Source organism: Streptomyces sp. NPDC044921 (assembly GCF_056432865.1).
On sequence record NZ_JBWKIF010000003.1, the window covers coordinates 158,655 to 178,547 of the forward strand.

Genomic DNA, 19,893 nt, shown 5'->3' on the forward strand with positions numbered 1-19,893 from the left:
GCAGGTGGGTTCGCCCGTTGCGCGCCCGTTGCCGGGTGTGGGTCGGGGCTGTGCCAGGGGGCTTGATCTCTACCGGGCGGCGGACGAGCTGGTGGCGGAGGTGACGGAGGGCTGAGTCCCGCCGGGAGGCGGCCGGGGCGGCAGGTGGGTTCGCCCGTTGCCGGGGGTGGGGCGGGGCCGCGCCGGGGGTGTCCGTCCTCGGAACGGCGCGATGGGGTTGCGTGCCGGCTGACTGTCCGTTGACGCGCCAACCGCTGCGGGCGGACACCCCCCGGCACGGCCCCTTCCGTGCGTCGGCGGGTGCGGGTCCGCCGTGTCCGCGGGCATGCGTGCCGCCTGGGGCGGCACCCCGCTGCGCCGGGTTGTGCGACGCCCCGGCGTCAGCACGGACGCCGGGGCGGGGGAAAACGGACTCGTGCTGGTCAGTCCTGGTCGTTCCGGTCGTCGCGGTCCGCCGTGACCTTGCCCGACTTCAGGTCGACCTTCCAGTCCTGCTCGGCGCCGCCGGACTTGCGGGTCTCGGCCTCCCAGGACGCGTTCTTGCCGTCCTCGTCGAGGTCGACGGAGGTCACCACGCCCTGGCCGGCGGCGGCCTTCGCGGCCTCCTCGGCCGTCACCGAGGAACCCTTCAGCGCCGCCCGCACCCGCGCGGTGTCGTCCTCGTCGTCGGTCTGCGCGCCGAGCACCTTGCCGCTGGACGGATCGACGCTCACGCTGTGCCAGGTGTCGTCGCCGGACAGGACGTCGACCTTCCAGACCACCTTGCCGCCGTCGTCCTCGTCGTCCAGCTCGGCGGAGACGGCCGTGCCCGACGTGTGCTTCAGCGCGGAGGCGATCGCCGCGGACGCCGTGACGTCGGTGGAAGCGGCCCGCGCAGTGTCGTCGTCGCGGTCGTCCGCGCCGTCCTGGTCGTCCTGGTCGTCCCGGGCGTCGTCGCCCGTCAGCCGGGTGTCAGCCGCCTGCCGCGCCGAGCCCTCGTCGTCTCCCGTGGTCGCGAGAGCCGTGGCCGTACCGCCTCCGATCAGAGCGGCGGCGGTCACGGCGGCGATCACGATGTTGCGCTTCATGCGGATTCCTCCCGAGTCGTTTCGTTTTCGATGTCTTCGACTCTCGTCGACGGAGGCTGAGAGGAACCTGAAGGGCCCTGAAGGGATCTTCAGCTTCCCTTTGCGACTCTTTACTCATGCGCCTGTTGATCGTGGAGGACGAGAAGCGGCTGGCCCTGTCGCTGGCCAGGGGCCTGACGGCCGAGGGGTACGCCGTGGACGTCGTCCACGACGGACGCGAGGGGCTGCACCAGGCCTCGGAGGGGGCGTACGACCTGGTCATCCTCGACATCATGCTGCCCGGGCTCAACGGCTACCGGGTCTGCGCCGCCCTGCGCGCCGCCGGGCACGAGGTGCCGATCCTGATGCTGACCGCCAAGGACGGCGAGTACGACGAGGCCGAGGGGCTCGACACGGGTGCGGACGACTACCTGACCAAGCCGTTCTCCTACGTCGTGCTCGTCGCCCGGGTCAAGGCGCTGCTGCGCCGGCGCGGGCAGGGGGCGGGGGCCTCGCCCGTGCACGTGCACGGGGACCTGAAGGTGGACACCGCGGCACGCCGGGTGTTCCTCGGCGAGGAGGAGATCGTCCTGACCGCCAAGGAGTTCTCCGTGCTGGAGCAGCTCGTGCTGCGGGCCGGCGAGGTGGTGTCCAAGTCCGAGATCCTGGAGCACGTCTGGGACTTCGCCTACGAGGGCGATCCGAACATCGTCGAGGTGTACGTCAGCACCCTGCGGCGGAAGCTGCGGGCGGGTCTGATCCGGACCGTGCGCGGGGCCGGGTACCGGCTGGAGACCTCGCCGTGAGGCGGCTGTTCGGGTCCGTCCGGGCGCGGGCCACGCTCGGGGCCACGCTCGTCGTCGCGGTGGCGCTCGTCGCGGCGGGAGCGGCCGTGCTGCTGTCCCTGCGGTCCAACCTGATGGGCGAGGCCGGCACCCAGGCGGAGCGTTCCGCGCGGGCGGTCGCCTCGGAGCTCGCGGCCGGCACGCCGTACGACAAGCTGTCGGGGCTGGACGGGGACATCGGGCCGGTGCAGGTCCTGGACGAGGGCGGGCGGCTGGTCGGGGTCAGCGACGACCTGGAGCGGATCAGCGGCACGGACAGCGACCGGGTGAAGGCCCAGCCCGCCGCGCGGCCGGCCGGGGACGACGAGGACGACCCCGAGACCCCGGGCGAGGCACTCGAACCCGGGGAGATCTCCGCGGAGACCGTCTTCAGCAACGGGTCCGCGACCGTCGACGGCGACACCGAGGACTACCGGTACGCCGCCGTGGAGGTGGAGACCCAGGACCGGGGCACCCTCACGGTGTACGCCGGTGCGCCGCTGGCCGCCGAGCACGGGGCCGTGCGGACGGCGCTGACGGTGATGCTCATCGGGTTCCCGCTGCTGCTCGGCGTCGTCGCGGGCGTGACCTGGCTGGTCACCCGGCGCGCTCTGCGGCCGGTGGAGGGCATCCGGCGCGAGATGGCCGCGATCACCCGCTCCGAGGACCTCGCGCGGCGCGTCCCGGAGCCGGACACCCATGACGAGATCGCCCGGCTCGCCAGCACCACCAACGAGACGCTGGCGGCGCTGGAGGCGTCCGTGGAGCGGCAGCGGCGCTTCGTCGCCGACGCCTCGCACGAGCTGCGCAGCCCGATCGCCTCGCTGCGCACGCAGCTGGAGGTGGCCGCGGCCCATCCCGAGCTGCTGGACCTGGACGGGGCCGTGGAGGACACCGTGCGGCTCCAGCGGCTCGCCGCCGACCTGCTGCTGCTCGCCCGGCTGGACGCGGGCGAGCGCCCCAACGACACGCGGGTCGACCTCGCCGGACTCGCCCGTGAGGAGGCCGAGGGACGGGCCGGGGTGACCGTGGACGCGGAGCCGGTGGAGGTGGCCGGGTCGCGGGGGCAGCTGGGCCGGGTGCTCGCCAATCTGCTCGACAACGCCCAGCGGCACGCCCGGTCGGCCGTCACGGTCAGCGTGCGGCGGGAGGGCGACGAGGCCGTGATCGGGGTGGCCGACGACGGGGACGGGGTGCCGCAGGCCGACCGGGAGCGGATCTTCGAGCGGTTCGTCCGCCTGGACGCCGCCCGCAGCCGCGACGACGGCGGTGCCGGGCTGGGCCTGGCCATCGCCCGGGACGTCGCCGTCCGGCACGGCGGCACGCTCACGGCCGGGCAGGGGCCCGCAGGCGGAGCCCTGTTCGAGCTCCGCCTGCCGCTCGGCTAGCGGGCCGGGGTCAGGGCCGCCCGCGCTGTCCGCGCAGGTGCTCGGCGATGGGCTTGAGGGCCTTGTCGAGCTCCGTCAGGGCCTCGGGGGACAGCAGGTCGATGAAGTGCCTGCGCACGGACGCGACGTGGTGCGGCGCGACCTTCTGCATCGTCGCCATGCCGTGGTCGGTGAGGACCGCGTAGAGCCCCCGGCGGTCCGACTCGCAGTTCTCCCGCCGGACCAGGTTCGCGTTCTCCATGCGCGTGATCTGGTGCGAGAGGCGGCTCTTGGACTGGAGGGTGGCGGAGGCGAGGTCGCTCATCCGCATCCGCAGGTCCTCGGACTCGGAGAGATTCACCAGGATCTCGTAGTCGTTCATTGTCAGGCCGAACGGCTGCAAGTCCTTCTCGAGCTGGTACGTCAACAGCCTGTTGACCTCCAGGTGGGTGCGCCAAGCGCACTGCTCCGCATCGGTCAGCCAGCGGGTGGCCGTCTCGGTCTCCATGAATGAAGTCTACCTAAAAGGTTGAAAGGCGAACTAGTGAGGGGTGGCATGTGACCGCGCACGCCTGACGAACAACAGTGCGCAGGCGTTCGATGTCACACTCCGCAGACTACCGCTCACAGCCCGAAGCGACGCTGGAGGTCCCCCAGCTGTCCGGGAAGACGCGGTACCCCGGACTGGCCCTGCTGATGTGCGGAAGGACCGCCTCCGGGGACGCCCGCCTGCTGCGGGACGGCTCCCGTGGCCTGCTCGGCCATCAGCGTCTCGGACGACTGCAGCAGGACCGTGCCCGCGCCGACGAACTCGAACTGGTGCTCCTCGCCGGAGGCCCCGCCCAGGCCCGTCAGCGCACGTAGACCGCCCATCACGCCGGTCATGTACCCGTGGTCGTAGTGGTGGCAGGGCGAGGGGCAGTCGGCCCAGCCGACCAGGGCCTGGGGGTCCACCCGGATCGGGGGTTCCATGAACACCACCGGGCCGTTCGACGCGGCCACGAACTTTCCGGTTCCGATGAGGGTCAGGAAACCCGGCACGATTGATTGCTTCAGCGACAGAGTTGGCTGAAAAGCAAGCAAGTTGCCCGAGCGAATGGTCAGGTTGCCGTCCTCGAGGTCGTACGAATTGACGTCGAAGGCCCGGTCGGCGAGGAGCATCTTGCCCGAGCCCTCCGCCACCACCCAGTCGCTCGCGTGCAGTGGCGAATGGAACGACGTGCGCACCAGGCGGTCCAGCCGGCCGTGTCCCACGCCGTTGAAGTCGATCGTGCCGTAGTAGGCGATCATCTTCCCCTTCTGGAGGAACCACTGGCTCCCCTTGAGCTCCACGCAGAAGGTGTAGGGGTTGACGTTGTCGTCGGGCGGCAGGGTCGCCGGGTCGAAGACCGCGGGGCCGGCGCCCGGGGTTCCGTACGTGCTCACAGCTTCTCCTCCGACGCCTGGACGTACACCGCACCGCTGCCGCTGAGCTCCAGCTGGAACGCCTCGCCCGAGCCGCGGCCCACCATGTCCCGCCAGCCCAGCGCGGTGGACAGCTTGTTGCGGACCTCGCCGTGGTGGGCGACGTAGGCCTGCGGGTCGACGTGCACCGGGCGCTGCGGGGTGATCGGGATCTCGATGACACCGCCGTGGGCCATGACCGCGACCGCCCCGTGCCCCTTGAGCGTGGTCGTGAACAGTCCCTGGCCGCTGACCTGGCCGCGCACCATGCCCATGACGCCGCCCTGCGAGCCCAGGAACATCGTGCCCTGCTGGAGCGTGCCCTCGAAGGCCAGCAGGCGGTCCGCCTCCACGTACAGGGTGTCGCCGGCGAGGCGGATCACCTGGATGTGGTGCCCGCCGTGCCCGAACAGGACCGTGCCGCTGCCCTCGACCGTCATCAGCGGGGTGTCCTCGTCGGCGACCCGGCGGCCGATCATCGACATGATCCCGCCCTGGCCGCCGGCCGTGTTGGGCGTGAAGGTCACCTCGCCCTTGTACGCGAGCATCGCACCGCGCTGGCTGAACAGCCGCTGGCCGGGCGTCACCGTCGCCTCGATCATCTTCGCGTTGATCTCCCGGAAGGCCATGTCACACGTCTCCCGCGATCGTGTTCCGCTCGCTCGGCTGCACGTACACCAGGCCGTCCCCCTCGAACCGCATCTGGAAGGCCTCGCCGCCGCCCTCCCCGAGCAGCGTGCGGAACGTCACACCCGACTGGAAGGACTGCCGCAGGTTCCCCTGGTGCGCCACGTACGCCCCCGGGTCCACGGTCAGCGGGTACTGCGGGCTGACGCGCAGCACCACGGCCGGGCCGTCCGACATGATCGCCGCCTGGCCGTGGCCCTCGACGGTCGTCGTGAACAGCCCGTTGCCCTGCGAGGCCCCGCGCAGGCCCGTGAACTCCGTCCCCGTGCGCAGCCCGCCGTCGGTCGCGAGCAGGTTGCTCGACTCGACGTAGAGCTTGTCGCCCTGGAGACCGACCAGGTTGATCTCGGAGGCCCGGTCGGCGAACCAGCAGGTCCCCCGCCCCTTCACCTCCATCAACGTCATCTGCTCGCCGGTGAGCCGCCGGGTCACCATCCCCCGTATGCCCTCGCCGCCGCCGCTGAGCTTCTTGAAGGCCATCTCGCCGTCGTACGCGACCATCGACCCGTTCTTCGCCTTGACGGCGTCTCCGGTCATGTCGACGGCGAGCACCTTGCTGCCTTGGAGTCGGAACATCGCCACATACGGGAAGGTAGCCGCAGGTCCGGCCTCCCGGACAGGTCCCCCGGGTGGAGAAGGACCCTGACCGCACCCCTGGGGGCCGGGGGCCCGGGCGGTTTGCCACAATGGGCGGGACGCTTGTGCGTGCGTTCACAAACCGTTTCTCTCCCACCGAAGGTGACCCGTGGACCTCAAGACCGCCACCGCCCTCCGCCGCCTCCGCCTGGTCTCGGCCCCCGAGGCGATCTCGTTCCTGCTCCTGCTGGTCTGCTCGGTGCTGAAGCGGACCACGGAGTTCAACGCCGTGCCCGTGATGGGCGCGGTGCACGGCGCGCTGTTCGTCCTCTACGTGATCTTCTGGGCGGACGCGTGGAACCGGGCGAAGTGGTCGCTGCGGACGGCCGCGGTGTACTTCGTGCTCTCGGTGCTGCCGGCGGGCGGGTTCTTCGCGGAGCGGAAGCTGCGGCGCGAGGCCGAGGACGCGGTCATCGCGTCCCGGGCGCGCAACGAAGGCGTGGTGAACGCATGATCGTCGCCTTCTCCGTGACGCCGCTGGGGGTCGGTGAGGACGTGGGGGAGTACGTCGCCGACGCCGTGCGGGTGGTGCGGGAGTCCGGGCTGCCGAACCGGACGGACGCGATGTTCACCTCCGTGGAAGGGGAGTGGGACGAGGTCATGGACGTCGTCCGGCGTGCCGTGGCCGCGGTGGAGCGGCGCGCGCCGCGGGTGTCCCTCGTCCTGAAGGCGGACATCCGGCCCGGCGTGACGGACGGCCTCACCTCCAAGGTGGAGACGGTGGAGCGCCATCTCGCGGAGTAGCCCCACCGAGACCTGATGCGAAGGAAACCCCGGTTCCTCGGAGAGCCGGGGTTTTCGCGCGCCCGACGCCGGGGCACGGCGGCCCGCAGCCGGACGGACCGGCGCCCCCACCACCCTCCGGGCACCCCACCCGCCTGGACGCCCCCAGTTCGACACCGCCCCAAATGTCCACTTTCGTATGGGTATCGGGGTATCGCGCTTCGATCAGGTCTCAACCATCTGGAGGGCGCTGTGCGGCCGGAGGGCTACGACTACGACTCCCACAGCCGACTCGCCGGACCGCTCACGGAGCCGTCCGGCGAGGCGTACCGGGTGCAGTACGCCTCGCTCCTCGCCCGCGAGCCCCGCCGAATACGGGCCGTCCTCCTGATGAGCCTCGCGCCGCTGCTCACCGGAGCCCTGCTGGTCTATCTCGTCTGGCCCACCCACTGGGTGGAACGCGAGGGCGGCGACCGCTGGCTCGTCGGACTCGACGTCACCATGCTGGTCTCGATCGGCCTCATCGAACTCTTCATGCTCGTCAACGTCGCCTCGGTCGCCCACGCCACGATGGTCGCCCGCGACCCCGTCCCGGTCGTGCCCGAACCCGGCACCCGCGTCGCCTTCCTCACCACCTACGTCCCCGGCAAGGAACCCCTCTCCATGGTCCGCGCGACCCTGGAGGGCGCCGTCCGCATCCACCACACCGGCCCGCTGGACGTCTGGCTCCTCGACGAGGGCGACGACCCCGACGCCAAGGCGCTGTGCGCGGAACTCGGCGTCCGGCACTTCACCCGGCTCGGTGTCCCCGAGTGGAACCGGCCCGAGGGCGTCCACAAGGCCCGCACCAAGCACGGCAACTACAACGCCTGGATCGCCATGCACGGCGACGCCTACGACTTCTTCGCGTCCGTCGACACCGACCACGTCCCGCTGCCGGACTTCCTGGAGCGGATGATGGGTTACTTCCGCGACCCGGACGTCGCCTTCGTCGTCGGCCCGCAGGTGTACGGCAACTACCACAACCCGGTCACCAAGGCCGCCGAGTCCCAGCAGTTCCTCTTCCACGCCCTGATCCAGCGCGCCGGCAACCGCTACCGCGCCCCCATGTTCGTCGGCACCAACAACGTCGTCCGGATCTCCACCGTGAAGCAGATCGGCGGCCTGTACGACTCCATCACCGAGGACATGGCCACCGGCTTCGAGATCCACCGGCACCGCAACCCGGCCACGCAGCGCCACTGGCGTTCCGTCTACACCCCGGACGTCCTGGCCGTCGGCGAGGGCCCCGCCTCCTGGACCGACTTCTTCACCCAGCAGATGCGCTGGTCGCGCGGTACCTACGAGACGCTCCTCAAGCAGTACTGGAAGGCGCCCTTCACCATGCCCCCGGGCCGCCTGCTGTCCTACACGCTGATGCTCGTCTACTACCCGATGACGGCCATCAACTGGGCGCTCGGCATCCTGAGCTGCGTCCTCTTCCTCTGGTTCGGCGCCTCCGGCACCCAGGTATCCGCGTCGGTCTGGATGATGCTGTACAGCGACGCCGCCGCCCTCCAGGTCGGCCTGTACCTGTGGAACCGCCGGCACAACGTCTCCCCGCACGAACCGGAGGGCTCCGGCGGCCTGGCCGGCATGGCGATGTCGGCCCTGTCCGCGCCGATCTACCTCAAGTCCCTCGGCGAGGCCCTGCTGCGCCGCCCCAGCCGGTTCGTCGTCACGCCCAAGGGCGGCGGCACCAGCTCCGACCGGCCGGCCACCTTCCGGATCCACCTGTTCTGGGCCGGCCTGCTGGCCACGTCCCTGGCCGCCTCCGTCGCCCTGGACCACACGCACGCCGCGATGCGCACCTGGGCGGTCCTGGCGATGGCCATCTCCCTGGCCCCGGTCGGTGTGTGGGCCGCGACCCTGCTCAAGGAGCGCCGGGAGCGCCACCCGCGGTCCGAGCGGGCCCCGCAGCCCGCGCAGGCGCCCGACGCCACCCCCGCCCCCGGGCACGCGCGCGTGCCCGAATCGAAGGAGCCCGCCCCGGCGCTCGCCACCATGTCCCCGGCGGCGGCCCCGGCCACCGGCACCACGACAGGAGGCAACTAGGCCATGGCCTACCAGCCCTCGCAGAAGACCAGGAAGACCGTCCTGGGCATCGGCGGCATCGCGGTCCTGGCGGGCCTGAACGCCCCGGCCGCGCTGGACTTCGCCTCCGTGCGGTACCACGAGTACAAGATCTCCCAGCCCGGGTACAAGGCGAAGTACGGCTCCTGGGACCAGGTCGACATCCCCGAGGAGTACCGCACCAACGCCATCCACGCCGCCCTGCTGCACACCGGCAAGGTGCTGATCGTCGCCGGGTCGGGCAACGAGCAGCGCAAGTTCGACAAGGGCGAGTTCGACACGGTCCTGTGGGACCCGGAGAAGAACACCTTCAAGAAAGTCCCCACCCCGGAGGACTTCTTCTGCGCCGGACACGCCCAACTGCCCGACGGGCGCCTGCTGGTGGCCGGCGGCACCGCGCGCTACGAACTCCTGGACGGCGAGGTGACCCGGGCCGGCGGTGGCATGCGCGTGAAGAACGAGAGCCCGGACAAGGCGGTGCACCTGAAGAAGGGCACCCGCTTCCGCTCCCCGGCGGGCGTCGAGTACGTCACCAAGTTCGACGTCACCGTCCCCAAGGCCAAGCGCACCTTCAAGGTCACGTACAACAGCCGCGGGGTGATGCAGCCCTGGAGGACGAAGGTCACCGCCAGCGAGGCCCGCGTCTTCGTGGAGGCCGTCGAGAAGGGCAGACGGTCGGTCACCGGCAAGCAGGCGCAGTACTCGGTCGTCGGCCTGAAGGGGAAGGCTGCCGACAACGTCTACGGCCTGTCGGAGAAGATCACCCTGGACAAGCAGGACTTCCAGGGCATCCGCGCCGCCTACGAGTTCGACCCGAAGGCCGAGAAGTACGTCCCCGTCGACCCGATGGACAAGGCCCGCTGGTACCCGACGCTCGTCGGCCTGGACGACGGCCGGGTCCTCGCCGTGTCCGGCCTGGACGACGTCGGCATGATCGACCCGGGCGACAACGAGATCTACGACCCGGAGACCAAGAAGTGGTCACCCGGCCCCAAGCGCTACTTCCCGACGTACCCGGCCCTGTTCCTCACCAAGGGCGGCAAGCTGTTCTACTCGGCCTCCAACGCCGGGTACGGGCCCGCCGACCAGGGGCGCGAGCCGGGGCTGTGGGACCTGGAGACCAACACCTTCAAGAAGGTGCCCGGCCTCGAGGACATCGACCAGACCGAGACCTCGGCGTCCGTGCTGCTGCCCCCGGCGCAGGAGCAGAAGGTGATGATCCTCGGCGGGGGCGGCGTCGGCGAGTCGAGGAAGTCCACCCCGCGCACGGCCGTCGTCGACCTGAAGAAGGACAACCCGGCCTTCGAGACCGGCCCCGACCTGCCGCAGGGCACCCGCTACCTGAACAGCGTGATCATGCCGGACGACACCGTGTTCACGTCCAACGGCTCGAAGGACTACCGGGGCCGCAGCGCCAGCAACATCCTGCGGGCGCAGTTCTACGACCCGAAGGCCAACGCCTTCCGGGAGGCCGCCGCGCCGAAGGTGGGCCGCAACTACCACTCCGAGGCGCTGCTGCTGCCCGACGGCCGCATCGCCACCTTCGGCTCCGACCCGCTCTTCGACGACCAGCAGAACACCAAGCTGGGCCACTTCGAGCAGCGCATGGAGGTCTTCACCCCGCCCGCGCTGCACAAGAACGCGGCGAAGCGTCCCGTGCTGAAGGACGGGCCGCGGACGCTGGACGACGACCACCGCATCACCTTCCGCACGGACCACCCCGAACGCGTGGCCGCGGCCCGGCTGATGCGGCCCAGCGCGGTCACGCACACCACGGACGTCGAACAGCGCTCCATCGAGCTGGACATCACCCGGAAGGGCGACGCGGTGACGTTCGACGTGCCGCGCGACCCCGCGCTCGTGCCGCCCGGCTGGTACATGCTGTTCGTCACGGACGCCGAGGGCACGCCGTCGAAGGCGAAGTGGGTGCACGTGGAGTGAGCGCCGGCCCGCTCAGCCCTTGGCGTTGCGCGCCAGCTCCAGGGCGTACTCGGGCCACCAGCGCCCGGCGGCCGGACCGCCCTCGCAGGTGCCGTCCGACTCGCCGGGCCGCTTGATCCACAGGTAGGCGTCCACGACGGGCCGGCCGGTGGCGGTCGTGGGCGGGGTGCCGAGCGCCCGGCCCGGCGGGTTGCACCAGACGCCGGGCAGCGGGCCGTTGCCGTTGCGGCTGGTGTCGACGACGAAGTGCTTGCCGCCGAGGGCCTCGGCGAGACGGCCGCCGTACTCGGTGGTGACCTCGTCGGTCTGGAAGTTGGAGACGTTGAGGGCGAAGCCGTCGGCCTGCCCGATCCCGGCCCGCTTCAGCGGCTCGACCAGTTTCCGCGACTCCCGGATCCAGTCCGCGTTGCCGGCGTCCAGGTAGACCTTGGTGTTCGGCTGCTGCTTCAGCCGGGTGACGGCCTCGGCGAGCAGCTGCTCCCGCTCGGCGTGGTACTCGCCGGGGGTGCAGCCGTCCACGACGTGCGCGACGGCGTCCGGCTCCAGGACGACCAGGGCGTCGGCCTCGCCGAGGGCGTCGGCGAACTTCCCGATCCAGTCCCGGTAGGCGTTCGCGTCCGCCGCCCCGCCCGCCGAGTGCTGGCCGCAGTCCCGGTGCGGGATGTTGTACGCGACGAAGACCGCCGTCTTCCCCTCGCGGCTCGCGGCCGAGGCCGCCGCCCGGACCGCCGGGGCCGGGTCGAGCTCGCCGGCCGGCCACAGCGCGACCGGCTGGTCGGCGATCCGCTTGATCAGCTCGGCGTCCCGCTCCCGGCCCTGCCGCTGCCAGAGCCGTGCCTGCCGGGCCGCGGGGCTGCCGGGGTCGACCCAGAAGGGGGAGGCCGCGTAGCCGGCCTGCGTGGTGTCGACGTCGGTACCGGCTTCGTCGCGGTGCGCGGACGTGCACCCCGCGGCGAGACCGAGCACCGCGAGGGCCGCGAGGGCGTGGATCAGCCGAGTCATGCCGCTCCCTGGGAGGTGACGGTGGGTGACGAATCGAAGGTAATCGTGACACACGGGAACCAACCGCTACGGAAAGGACATGACCCGGTCGTACCGCCCGAGACGGCCCGACCGAAGGGCGAGACAGGGCTGACCACCATGTGACCGGCCGGTAGGGTCGGGTGCGTGCCGAAGCCGCTCAGTCTCTCCTTCGATCCGATCGCGCGCGCCGACGAACGCTGGAAGCAGCGCTGGGGAAACGTGCCGTCCATGGCCGCGATCACCTCGATCATGCGCGCCCAGCAGATCCTCCTCGCCGAGGTCGACGCGGTGGTCAAGCCCTACGGGCTGACGTTCGCCCGGTACGAGGCGCTGGTGCTGCTCACCTTCTCCAAGTCGGGCGAGCTGCCCATGTCCAAGATCGGCGAGCGGCTCATGGTCCACCCCACCTCGGTGACGAACACCGTGGACCGTCTGGTGAGGTCCGGTCTGGTCGCCAAGCGGCCCAACCCGAACGACGGGCGCGGCACCCTCGCCAGCATCACCGACAAGGGCCGCGAGGTCGTCGAGTCGGCCACCCGCGACCTGATGGCCATGGACTTCGGGCTCGGGGTGTACGACGCCGAGGAGTGCGCGGAGATCTTCGCGATGCTGCGTCCGCTGCGGGTCGCCGCGGGGGACTTCCAGGACCAGTGACCCGGGGAAAGATCCCCCGGAGCGGGTCGTTACGCTCGACGGCATGAAAAAGAGCGTGCTGACCCGCTACCGCGTGATGGCCTATGTCACCGGCGTGCTGCTGGTCCTGCTGACCCTGGGCATGATCGGCAAGTACGTGCTCGACCTGGACGGCGCGGCCGACTTCACGCGCGTCGTCAGCATCGCGCACGGCTGGCTCTACGTCGTGTACCTGGTTTTCGCCTTCGACCTGGGCTCCAAGGCGAAGTGGCCGGTCACCAAGCAGTTGTGGGTGCTGCTCGCCGGCACCATCCCGACGGCCGCCTTCTTCGTGGAGCGCAGTATCAGCCACGAGCTGCGCGGGCGCGTCGCGCAGGACTCGCCCGAGCCCGCCAAGGCCTGAGCGCACCGCCGTACGGGCGAACGTACGGCGGTCTGCCATCGACATTTACTTGGACGTCCTAGTAAATTCGGGGGTATGGACGCTCACGCCATAGAGGAAGGCCGCCGTCGCTGGCAGGCCCGGTACGACGCCGCGCGCAAGCGCGAGGCCGACTTCACGACGCTCTCCGGCGATGCCGTGGAGCCGGTGTACGGGCCCCGGCCCGGGGACACGTACGAGGGCTTCGAACGGATCGGCTGGCCGGGCGAGTACCCCTTCACCCGCGGCCTGTACGCGACCGGCTACCGGGGGCGGACCTGGACGATCCGGCAGTTCGCCGGGTTCGGCAACGCCGAGCAGACCAACGAGCGCTACAAGATGATCCTCCGCAACGGCGGGGGCGGGCTCTCGGTCGCCTTCGACATGCCGACGCTCATGGGGCGCGACTCCGACGACCCGCGCTCGCTGGGCGAGGTGGGGCACTGCGGCGTCGCCATCGACTCCGCCGCCGACATGGAGGTCCTGTTCAAGGACATCCCGCTCGGGGACGTCACGACGTCCATGACCATCAGCGGCCCGGCCGTCCCGGTCTTCTGCATGTACCTGGTCGCCGCCGAACGGCAGGGCGTCGACCCGTCCGTCCTGAACGGCACGCTCCAGACGGACATCTTCAAGGAGTACATCGCCCAGAAGGAGTGGCTCTTCCAGCCCGAGCCCCACCTGCGGCTCATCGGCGACCTGATGGAGCACTGCGCGGCCGGCATCCCCGCCTACAAGCCGCTGTCCGTCTCCGGCTACCACATCCGCGAGGCCGGGGCGACGGCCGCCCAGGAGCTGGCCTACACCCTGGCGGACGGCTTCGGGTACGTGGAGCTGGGCCTGTCGCGCGGCCTGGACGTCGACGTCTTCGCCCCCGGCCTGTCCTTCTTCTTCGACGCGCACGTCGACTTCTTCGAGGAGATCGCCAAGTTCCGCGCCGCCCGCCGGATCTGGGCCCGCTGGATGCGCGACGTCTACGGCGCCACGTCCGAGAAGGCCCAGTGGCTGCGCTTCCACACGCAGACCGCCGGTGTCTCCCTCACCGCGCAGCAGCCGTACAACAACGTCGTGCGCACGGCCGTGGAGGCCCTGGCGGCGGTGCTCGGCGGGACGAACTCGCTGCACACCAACGCCCTCGACGAGACCCTCGCCCTGCCGAGCGAGCAGGCCGCCGAGATCGCGCTGCGCACGCAGCAGGTGCTGATGGAGGAGACCGGCGTCGCCAACGTGGCCGACCCGCTGGGCGGTTCCTGGTACGTGGAGCAGCTGACCGACCGGATCGAGGCCGACGCCGAGAAGATCTTCGAGCAGATCAAGGAGCGCGGGCTGCGCGCCCACCCCGACGGGCGGCACCCCATCGGCCCGATCACCTCCGGGATCCTGCGCGGCATCGAGGACGGCTGGTTCACCGGGGAGATCGCCGAGTCGGCGTTCCGGTACCAGCAGGCGCTGGAGAAGGGCGACAAGAAGGTCGTCGGGGTCAACGTGCACACCGGCTCGGTCACCGGTGACCTGGAGATCCTGCGGGTCAGCCACGAGGTGGAGCGCGAGCAGGTGCGGGTCCTGGCCGAGCGGAAGGCGGCCCGCGACGACACGGCGGTGCGTGCCGCCCTGGACGCGATGCTCGCCGCCGCGCGGGACGGCTCCAACATGATCGGGCCGATGCTGGACGCCGTGCGCGCGGAGGCCACGCTGGGCGAGATCTGCGGCGTCCTGCGGGACGAGTGGGGGGTGTACACGGAGCCGGCCGGCTTCTGAACGCCCTCGGCCCGCCGGGGATTCAGGGCCCGCACCTCTCGGGGCCGCCCGGCGCTCGCTCGCAGGCGCACGGGCGCGGCTCAGCCGCCGGTGGGCCGCGCGGCGTGCGCTGTCAGTCCCCGGAGCAGGACCTGGGTGAAGCCCCGGACCCACTCCCCGTCCACCGGCTGTCCGCTCACCAGGGTGCGGTGGACCACCGCACCCGCCACCATGTCGAAGATCAGGTCCACCGTGCGGGAGGCCGCCCCGGGGTCCGGTTCCGGCGGGAGCTCGCCTCGTGCCTGGGCCCGGGCGCGGCCCTCCAGGACCAGGCGCTTCTGGCGGTCGACGACCGAGGCGCGCACGCGCTCGCGCAGGGCCTCGTCGCGGGTGGCCTCCGCCACCACCGCCATCAGGCCGCTCTGCGCCTCGGGGAGGGCCAGGATCGCGGCGAACTGCCGGACGACGCCCTCGATGTCCGCGGCCAGGGAGCCGCGGTCGGGGAGTTCCAGCGCGTCGAAGAGTTCGGCGACCGCGTCGACGACCAGTTCGTTCTTGCCCGCCCAGCGGCGGTAGAGCGTCGTCTTCGCCACCCCGGCGCGGGTCGCCACGTCTCCCAGCGTGAGCTTGGACCAGCCCAGGTCCACGAGCGCCTGCCGGGTGGCGGCCAGGATCGCTGCGTCCGCCGCGGCGCTGCGCGGGCGCCCGGTGCGGCTGGCGGGGCTGCGGCTGTGCATGCCCTGACGATAAACCGGCGGTTCCCGGCCGGCGCCGTGAGGCAGATCACCGGCGGGGGGTGTTCCGGGGCCGTGGCGTGGCATTACGCTACGACTCGTAGCGAAAGCCCGTGAGGGACGTACACGGGCCTCGCACGCACGGCGTGGGGTGGGGACCCGGCGCCGGAGGGCACCCGACCGGGCCCTGCTTCCACACCGTTTTCACACGCGCGCGCAGTACGGGGGAGGATAGACGCATGCAGCCACGGAACATGTCCATGAGCGGAGTCGTCGACCTCGCCGCGGTGAAGGCGGCCCAGGAGGCCAAGGCGAAGGCGGAGCAGGCGCGCGCCCAAGCAGCCCGTGAGGGCGGGGCGGGGGCGATCTCCCCGGCCGATCTCGTCATCGACGTCGACGAGGCGGGGTTCGAGCGGGACGTCCTGCAGCGGTCCGCCGAGGTGCCGGTCGTCATCGACTTCTGGGCCGAGTGGTGTCAGCCCTGCAAGCAGCTGAGCCCGGTCCTGGAGCGGCTGGCCGTCGAGTACAACGGCCGCATCCTGCTCGCCAAGATCGACGTCGACGCCAACCAGATGCTGATGCAGCAGTTCGGCGTCCAGGGGATCCCCGCGGTCTTCGCGGTCGTCGCGGGGCAGGCGCTGCCGCTCTTCCAGGGCGCCGCGGGCGAGGCCCAGATCCGGCAGACCCTGGACCAGCTGGTGCAGGTCGCCGAACAGCGCTTCGGCCTGACCGGCCTCACCGTCGACCCCGACGCCCAGCCCGGCGGTGCCCAGGCGGCCCCGGAGCGGCCGGCCGGCCCCTACGACGGGCTTTTGGAAGCCGCCGTCCAGGCGCTGGACTCGGGTGACCTGGGCGGCGCCGTCCAGGCGTACAAGAACGTGCTGAACGAGGACCCGGGCAACGAGGAGGCCAAACTGGGCCTCGCCCAGGCCGAGTTGCTCCAGCGCGTGCAGGGTGTCGACCCGCAGCGGGTGCGCAGGGACGCGGCCGAGAAGCCGGACGACGTGCAGGCGCAGATCGCCGCCGCCGACCTGGACCTGGTGGGCGGCCACGTCGAGGACGCCTTCGGCCGGCTCATCGAGACCGTGCAGCGCACGGCGGGTGACGACCGGGACGCCGTGCGGAAGCGGCTGCTGGAGCTGTTCGAGGTGGTCGGGCCCGAGGATCCGCGGGTGATCGCGGCGCGCCGGGCCCTGGCGCGCGCCCTGTTCTGACCAGTCGTTAAACGCGCGGGCCTGTGGTGCCCGCGTGAAAAGTTCGCCCGGAGAGCGTCACTGCGGCCGCGCTTTGCCAAAACTTGGCAATCGCGGCCGCTGTTACTGCGAGTAAGTCCAGGGCGTTGATCTGTCGGATTCTGTCCAGCGATCAACAGCTTTGTGTCGCCACTCCGGGCCACCGTGAGTCGCCGACCGAGACCGATGGGTCGTTGTTCGGTTATCCCGCCGTTACTAGCGAGTAACGAACCCCCTTGTGCGGGCGGCGAGAATGCACCACGATCGGCCACGCTCGGTCCATTCCCGTACCCCGGCAGCCGGTTGGGTCGCGGGACATCCTGGGTCCCCACCGAGCAGAGCCGGCGGCAGTGGCGCCGGCTCTTGGACAGGGGGGTCTTCGCCCGTCCGGCGAAGCCTGTCCAGCAGGGTTGTGCGTGATGCGTGTCAGGCGCGACCAGTGGTTGTCGCTCGGGGGTGATCGCCGGTGATTCGGGCGCTAGTTGCGCCGCCGAGTGCAGGCGCTCTCCTTCCCGAGGACGTAGCACTTCTCCCATCCCTGCCCGGCTGAGCCACGACTCGGGGCGAGCCAGGACAGGAGATGTACGTCCGAGAAGGAGGAAATATGGAGTCCCAGGTGCGTGGCGGGACCAGATGGAAGCGGTTCGCTGTGGTCATGGTGCCCAGCGTCGCCGCCACGGCTGCGATAGGTGTCGCCCTCGCGCAGGGCGCTCTCGCCGCGTCGTTCAGCGTCTCCGGCCAGTCGTTCAAGGTCACGACCAAGGAGCTCGTCGGTACGGGCTTCTCGCAGTACGGCGCCCTCGACGAGGGGTACACGCTCGACGGCAAGAAGTCGGTGCACCCGGTCGCGGTCTCGTCGTTCAAGCAGGCGACGATCAAGGACCTGTGCCAGTCGGTCGTCACCCCGAACATTCCGGTGCTCGGGAACGTCAGCCTGATCCTGCGTGCGGGTCAGGGTGCGAAGCCGGTCGAGGCGCAGAACCTCTACATCGACGTCGCCGACCTCAGCGCGGACGCGACGTTCGAGAACATCGACATCGGTGTGGCCGCCAAGGACGCCACCAAGGGTCCGGCCATGAGGAAGGGCGAGACGGCGAACCCGTACGGCTTCGCCCAGCAGGCCGACCGGGCGACCCTGACCGACGTGAAGCAGACGGCGTGGGCGACCACCGCCGGAACCTTCAAGCTCAGCGGCCTGAAGATGTCGCTGTCGACGGGTGTCAAGGAGTGCTACTAAGCACTCGCTGACGGGCGGGGGAGCCGGTGGCGCCCCCGCCCGTCCACCTTCCGGCCGCGCCTTCACGCGCGGCCCACATCACCACCACAGCAACGCCGTACCAGGGAGCTGTTTTTCCATGAGCGCCGAGACTCCTGCCGCAGGCGGCCAGTTCACTCTCCGGAGGCAGCAGTTCCGGGCCTGGCGGGGTACGCGGCCGTTCTGGGCCGGGCTGTTCGTCCTGCTCAGCGGACTGCCCATCGCCTACTTCCCGTACGCGAACCTCCAGATCGGTCACCTGACGCTGGCGATGGCGACCACCGCGGGTGCCGGGTCCCTGATCATCGGCGTGCTGCTCGTCGTGCTGGGCGTCAGCCTCTGGTTCCAGAAGCACGTCCGCGTCTTCGCGGGAGTCGCGGCCATCCTGCTGGCGCTGGTGTCCATCCCCGTGTCCAACCTCGGCGGCTTCCTCATCGGCTTCCTGCTCGCCCTCGTGGGCGGCGCGATGGCCGTGGCCTGGGCGCCGGGCCCTCCGCCCGCCGGGCAGCCCGCCGGCCACGCCAGTGACGGCACGGGCGGGGCTCCCGGGGCGACGGACCACGACACCACGGCGACCAAGCCTGTGGACGGGGTGGACGCGCCCAACGATCTGTCAGGAACGAACCCGGCCAACGGGGCGAACGGGAGGCACAGTGCCGGCTGACGAGGTGACCCACGGGGCTGATGCGGGGGCGTCCCGTGTGAGAACCGGGCCGCGCCACGCGGCACCCAAGAAGCCGCTGTTCACGAGGTTCAACAGACCGGCCGGCAAGGCGATAGCCATGGCGGCGATGCCGACGGCGGTGCTCATGGGGATGGGCTTCACGTCGACGCTCGCCATCGCCGACAGCAACAGCCCGGCGACGCCGACGGCCAGGAGCCTGACGGCCGACGAGTACAAGGACTGCGTGGCGGCCCTGGAGGAGAACGGGAAGGACTCCGCGGACGACGCCTCGGCCTCGCCCACGCCGTCCCCCTCGGCCAGTGACGGTGCGACGGACGCCGAGGACGGCAAGGACGGCAAGGACGACCAGAGCGGCGCGGCCCCGAAGCCGTCGCCCTCCGGTGGCGCGGACGCGGGCGACGGCGGTTCCTCTTCGTCGGATTCAGGTTCCGACGACAAGGACGAGCCCGCGCCCGCCCCGTCCGCGAGCGAGCCGGCCACGGGCGGCGACGGCGCGGCGGCCACGCCGTCCCCCTCGCCGTCCGAGAACGGCGGCGGCCTGCTGGAGGGCATCGGCGACGCCGTCGAGGGCATCCTGGGCGGCGGCAGGACCGGGGCGGACCCGAGCCCCACCCCGTCCCCCTCCGCGTCCGAGACCGCCGACAAGCCCGCCGAGGACGCCACCGCCACCCCCCGGGACACGGCGGACGAGGCCACCGGCTCCGCCGGGGACAGCGCCGGGAAGACCGAGAGGACCGACGAGTCCGACGAGCCCGCCGCGTCCGCCGAGGGCGTCGAGGACACCGCCAAGGCCGTCGAGAGGGCGGCCGGGGAGAAGGCGGCGGAGGCCACCGCCTCGCCCAGCCCGTCCCCGAGCGCCACCACGGACCCCGACGACTGCCCGGCCGCCACCGACGCCGAGGGCGGTGTCGACAACCGGGTGCCGCTGCCCGACGACCCCTGGTACCTCAACGCCAGTTCGCTGACGCTGAAGGGCGCCGACTACCAGGGCGTCGTCGAGGTGCGCACGGCCAACGGCTCGGTCAAGAAGGTCCTGAAGTACGTCATCTCCGGCGGCACCGACATCGGTGACCTCCACCAGACGGTCAAGGACAAGCAGTCCGGCAAGACCTACCACGTGCAGGCGGCCAAGGGCTCGACGTCCACGATCCGCGACGGCGACACGGTGATGTACACCGAGAGCATCTCGGGCAACCTGCTCGGGCTGATCCCGGTCACCTTCGACCCGGAGCACCCGCCGCCGCTGAACATCCCGCTGATCTACTTCACCAACGTGAAGGTCACGCAGGCGGGCCAGTTCGGCGGGACCCTGCACGTGCCCGGGCTGCACAGCTACATCGACTGAGCCCCCACCGAGAGCCCGTTCGGGAGCCGCACACACGAGGGCGCCCCCT

At 71.2% G+C, this 19,893-nt stretch carries 20 protein-coding genes; 13 read left to right on the forward strand and 7 right to left on the reverse strand.

The window, feature by feature from the left end; translation table 11 throughout:
• Positions 1 to 422 precede the first annotated feature (422 nt).
• A complete protein-coding gene (locus AC07DA_RS05870) occupies positions 423 to 1,067 on the reverse strand; it encodes a PepSY domain-containing protein (RefSeq protein ID WP_479124966.1) in 645 nt (214 codons plus the stop codon).
• A gap of 116 nt (positions 1,068 to 1,183) precedes the next feature.
• On the opposite strand from AC07DA_RS05870, the gene AC07DA_RS05875 reads away from it, so the two are divergent.
• Together AC07DA_RS05875 and AC07DA_RS05880 are read left to right on the forward strand one after the other, a co-directional pair.
• Positions 1,184 to 1,852 carry a response regulator transcription factor gene (locus AC07DA_RS05875; RefSeq protein WP_479124967.1) on the forward strand — a complete coding sequence of 223 codons (669 nt, stop codon included), beginning with the start codon at positions 1,184 to 1,186 and terminating at the stop codon, positions 1,850 to 1,852.
• The gene (locus AC07DA_RS05880; RefSeq protein ID WP_479124969.1) at positions 1,849 to 3,258 is read left to right on the forward strand and encodes a sensor histidine kinase; all 1,410 of its coding nucleotides are present in this window, start codon (positions 1,849 to 1,851) and stop codon (positions 3,256 to 3,258) included. Before AC07DA_RS05875 ends, AC07DA_RS05880 begins: the two co-directional genes overlap by 4 nt.
• 10 nt (positions 3,259 to 3,268) lie before the next feature.
• Here the strand turns inward: AC07DA_RS05880 and AC07DA_RS05885 are convergent, their stop codons facing one another.
• The 4 genes from AC07DA_RS05885 to AC07DA_RS05900 form a co-directional block, all read right to left on the reverse strand.
• Positions 3,269 to 3,745, reverse strand: a complete 477-nt coding sequence (locus AC07DA_RS05885) for a MarR family winged helix-turn-helix transcriptional regulator (protein WP_351364635.1) — start codon at positions 3,743 to 3,745, stop codon at positions 3,269 to 3,271.
• Positions 3,746 to 3,861: 116 nt separating this feature from the next.
• Positions 3,862 to 4,662, reverse strand: coding sequence for an AIM24 family protein (locus AC07DA_RS05890; protein WP_479124971.1), 801 nt, complete (start codon positions 4,660 to 4,662; stop codon positions 3,862 to 3,864).
• Complete coding sequence (locus AC07DA_RS05895; RefSeq protein ID WP_479124973.1) at positions 4,659 to 5,309, reverse strand: AIM24 family protein; 651 nt, start codon at positions 5,307 to 5,309, stop codon at positions 4,659 to 4,661. The genes AC07DA_RS05890 and AC07DA_RS05895 overlap by 4 nt, the downstream gene beginning before the upstream one ends.
• A gap of 1 nt (position 5,310) precedes the next feature.
• Positions 5,311 to 5,943, reverse strand: a complete 633-nt coding sequence (locus AC07DA_RS05900) for an AIM24 family protein (RefSeq protein WP_094055881.1) — start codon at positions 5,941 to 5,943, stop codon at positions 5,311 to 5,313.
• 169 nt (positions 5,944 to 6,112) lie between these two features.
• On the opposite strand from AC07DA_RS05900, the gene AC07DA_RS05905 reads away from it, so the two are divergent.
• The 4 genes from AC07DA_RS05905 (at position 6,113) to glxA (ending at position 10,779) form a co-directional block, all read left to right on the forward strand.
• A complete protein-coding gene (locus AC07DA_RS05905) occupies positions 6,113 to 6,457 on the forward strand; it encodes a DUF3817 domain-containing protein (RefSeq protein ID WP_094055880.1) in 345 nt (114 codons plus the stop codon).
• On the forward strand, positions 6,454 to 6,747 hold the full coding sequence (locus tag AC07DA_RS05910) for an MTH1187 family thiamine-binding protein (protein ID WP_030854324.1): 294 nt from the start codon (positions 6,454 to 6,456) through the stop codon (positions 6,745 to 6,747). The genes AC07DA_RS05905 and AC07DA_RS05910 overlap by 4 nt, the downstream gene beginning before the upstream one ends.
• Positions 6,748 to 6,978: 231 nt before the next feature.
• Complete coding sequence (locus AC07DA_RS05915) at positions 6,979 to 8,820, forward strand: glycosyltransferase family 2 protein (RefSeq protein ID WP_479124975.1); 1,842 nt, start codon at positions 6,979 to 6,981, stop codon at positions 8,818 to 8,820.
• Between the two features lie 3 nt (positions 8,821 to 8,823).
• Positions 8,824 to 10,779: a radical copper oxidase GlxA gene (gene glxA / locus AC07DA_RS05920; RefSeq protein WP_479124976.1), complete on the forward strand. Its 1,956-nt coding sequence runs from the start codon at positions 8,824 to 8,826 to the stop codon at positions 10,777 to 10,779.
• A 12-nt stretch (positions 10,780 to 10,791) separates the two neighbouring features.
• On the opposite strand, the gene AC07DA_RS05925 is transcribed toward glxA, so the two are convergent.
• Entirely contained in the window at positions 10,792 to 11,781 is a 990-nt protein-coding gene (locus AC07DA_RS05925) for a glycoside hydrolase family 6 protein (protein WP_479124977.1), read from the reverse strand.
• A gap of 165 nt (positions 11,782 to 11,946) precedes the next feature.
• Here AC07DA_RS05925 and AC07DA_RS05930 point away from each other — a divergent pair, with 165 nt between their 5' ends.
• The 3 genes from AC07DA_RS05930 to AC07DA_RS05940 all read left to right on the forward strand — a co-directional run bounded on the left by AC07DA_RS05930 (position 11,947) and on the right by AC07DA_RS05940 (position 14,614).
• Complete coding sequence (locus AC07DA_RS05930) at positions 11,947 to 12,456, forward strand: MarR family winged helix-turn-helix transcriptional regulator (RefSeq protein ID WP_383325298.1); 510 nt, start codon at positions 11,947 to 11,949, stop codon at positions 12,454 to 12,456.
• 43 nt (positions 12,457 to 12,499) lie between these two features.
• Positions 12,500 to 12,838 (forward strand): DUF3817 domain-containing protein, encoded by a 339-nt coding sequence (locus AC07DA_RS05935; protein ID WP_479124979.1) that lies wholly within the window; start codon positions 12,500 to 12,502, stop codon positions 12,836 to 12,838.
• A 75-nt stretch (positions 12,839 to 12,913) separates the two neighbouring features.
• Positions 12,914 to 14,614 (forward strand): acyl-CoA mutase large subunit family protein, encoded by a 1,701-nt coding sequence (locus AC07DA_RS05940; RefSeq protein WP_479124981.1) that lies wholly within the window; start codon positions 12,914 to 12,916, stop codon positions 14,612 to 14,614.
• A gap of 80 nt (positions 14,615 to 14,694) precedes the next feature.
• On the opposite strand, the gene AC07DA_RS05945 is transcribed toward AC07DA_RS05940, so the two are convergent.
• Positions 14,695 to 15,330 carry a TetR/AcrR family transcriptional regulator gene (locus AC07DA_RS05945; RefSeq protein ID WP_479124982.1) on the reverse strand — a complete coding sequence of 212 codons (636 nt, stop codon included), beginning with the start codon at positions 15,328 to 15,330 and terminating at the stop codon, positions 14,695 to 14,697.
• Positions 15,331 to 15,566: 236 nt separating this feature from the next.
• On the opposite strand from AC07DA_RS05945, the gene AC07DA_RS05950 reads away from it, so the two are divergent.
• The 4 genes from AC07DA_RS05950 to AC07DA_RS05965 all read left to right on the forward strand — a co-directional run bounded on the left by AC07DA_RS05950 (position 15,567) and on the right by AC07DA_RS05965 (position 19,844).
• Positions 15,567 to 16,541 (forward strand): tetratricopeptide repeat protein, encoded by a 975-nt coding sequence (locus AC07DA_RS05950; protein ID WP_479124985.1) that lies wholly within the window; start codon positions 15,567 to 15,569, stop codon positions 16,539 to 16,541.
• A 622-nt stretch (positions 16,542 to 17,163) separates the two neighbouring features.
• Complete coding sequence (locus AC07DA_RS05955) at positions 17,164 to 17,796, forward strand: DUF6230 family protein (RefSeq protein WP_479124987.1); 633 nt, start codon at positions 17,164 to 17,166, stop codon at positions 17,794 to 17,796.
• Positions 17,797 to 17,914: 118 nt separating this feature from the next.
• Positions 17,915 to 18,478 (forward strand): DUF6114 domain-containing protein, encoded by a 564-nt coding sequence (locus AC07DA_RS05960; RefSeq protein WP_479124988.1) that lies wholly within the window; start codon positions 17,915 to 17,917, stop codon positions 18,476 to 18,478.
• Complete coding sequence (locus tag AC07DA_RS05965) at positions 18,468 to 19,844, forward strand: hypothetical protein (RefSeq protein ID WP_479124990.1); 1,377 nt, start codon at positions 18,468 to 18,470, stop codon at positions 19,842 to 19,844. The genes AC07DA_RS05960 and AC07DA_RS05965 overlap by 11 nt, the downstream gene beginning before the upstream one ends.
• Positions 19,845 to 19,893 lie beyond the last annotated feature (49 nt).

Coding starts and splice junctions, on each gene's coding strand:
- AC07DA_RS05870 (WP_479124966.1), bottom strand. CDS start 1,067: ATGAAGCGCAACATCGTGATCGCCGCCGTGACCGCCGCCGCTCTGATC.
- AC07DA_RS05875 (WP_479124967.1), top strand. CDS start 1,184: ATGCGCCTGTTGATCGTGGAGGACGAGAAGCGGCTGGCCCTGTCGCTG.
- AC07DA_RS05885 (WP_351364635.1), bottom strand. CDS start 3,745: ATGGAGACCGAGACGGCCACCCGCTGGCTGACCGATGCGGAGCAGTGC.
- AC07DA_RS05895 (WP_479124973.1), bottom strand. CDS start 5,309: ATGGCCTTCCGGGAGATCAACGCGAAGATGATCGAGGCGACGGTGACG.
- AC07DA_RS05900 (WP_094055881.1), bottom strand. CDS start 5,943: ATGTTCCGACTCCAAGGCAGCAAGGTGCTCGCCGTCGACATGACCGGA.
- AC07DA_RS05910 (WP_030854324.1), top strand. CDS start 6,454: ATGATCGTCGCCTTCTCCGTGACGCCGCTGGGGGTCGGTGAGGACGTG.
- glxA (WP_479124976.1), top strand. CDS start 8,824: ATGGCCTACCAGCCCTCGCAGAAGACCAGGAAGACCGTCCTGGGCATC.
- AC07DA_RS05925 (WP_479124977.1), bottom strand. CDS start 11,781: ATGACTCGGCTGATCCACGCCCTCGCGGCCCTCGCGGTGCTCGGTCTC.
- AC07DA_RS05935 (WP_479124979.1), top strand. CDS start 12,500: ATGAAAAAGAGCGTGCTGACCCGCTACCGCGTGATGGCCTATGTCACC.
- AC07DA_RS05940 (WP_479124981.1), top strand. CDS start 12,914: ATGGACGCTCACGCCATAGAGGAAGGCCGCCGTCGCTGGCAGGCCCGG.
- AC07DA_RS05945 (WP_479124982.1), bottom strand. CDS start 15,330: ATGCACAGCCGCAGCCCCGCCAGCCGCACCGGGCGCCCGCGCAGCGCC.
- AC07DA_RS05950 (WP_479124985.1), top strand. CDS start 15,567: ATGCAGCCACGGAACATGTCCATGAGCGGAGTCGTCGACCTCGCCGCG.
- AC07DA_RS05955 (WP_479124987.1), top strand. CDS start 17,164: ATGGAGTCCCAGGTGCGTGGCGGGACCAGATGGAAGCGGTTCGCTGTG.
- AC07DA_RS05960 (WP_479124988.1), top strand. CDS start 17,915: ATGAGCGCCGAGACTCCTGCCGCAGGCGGCCAGTTCACTCTCCGGAGG.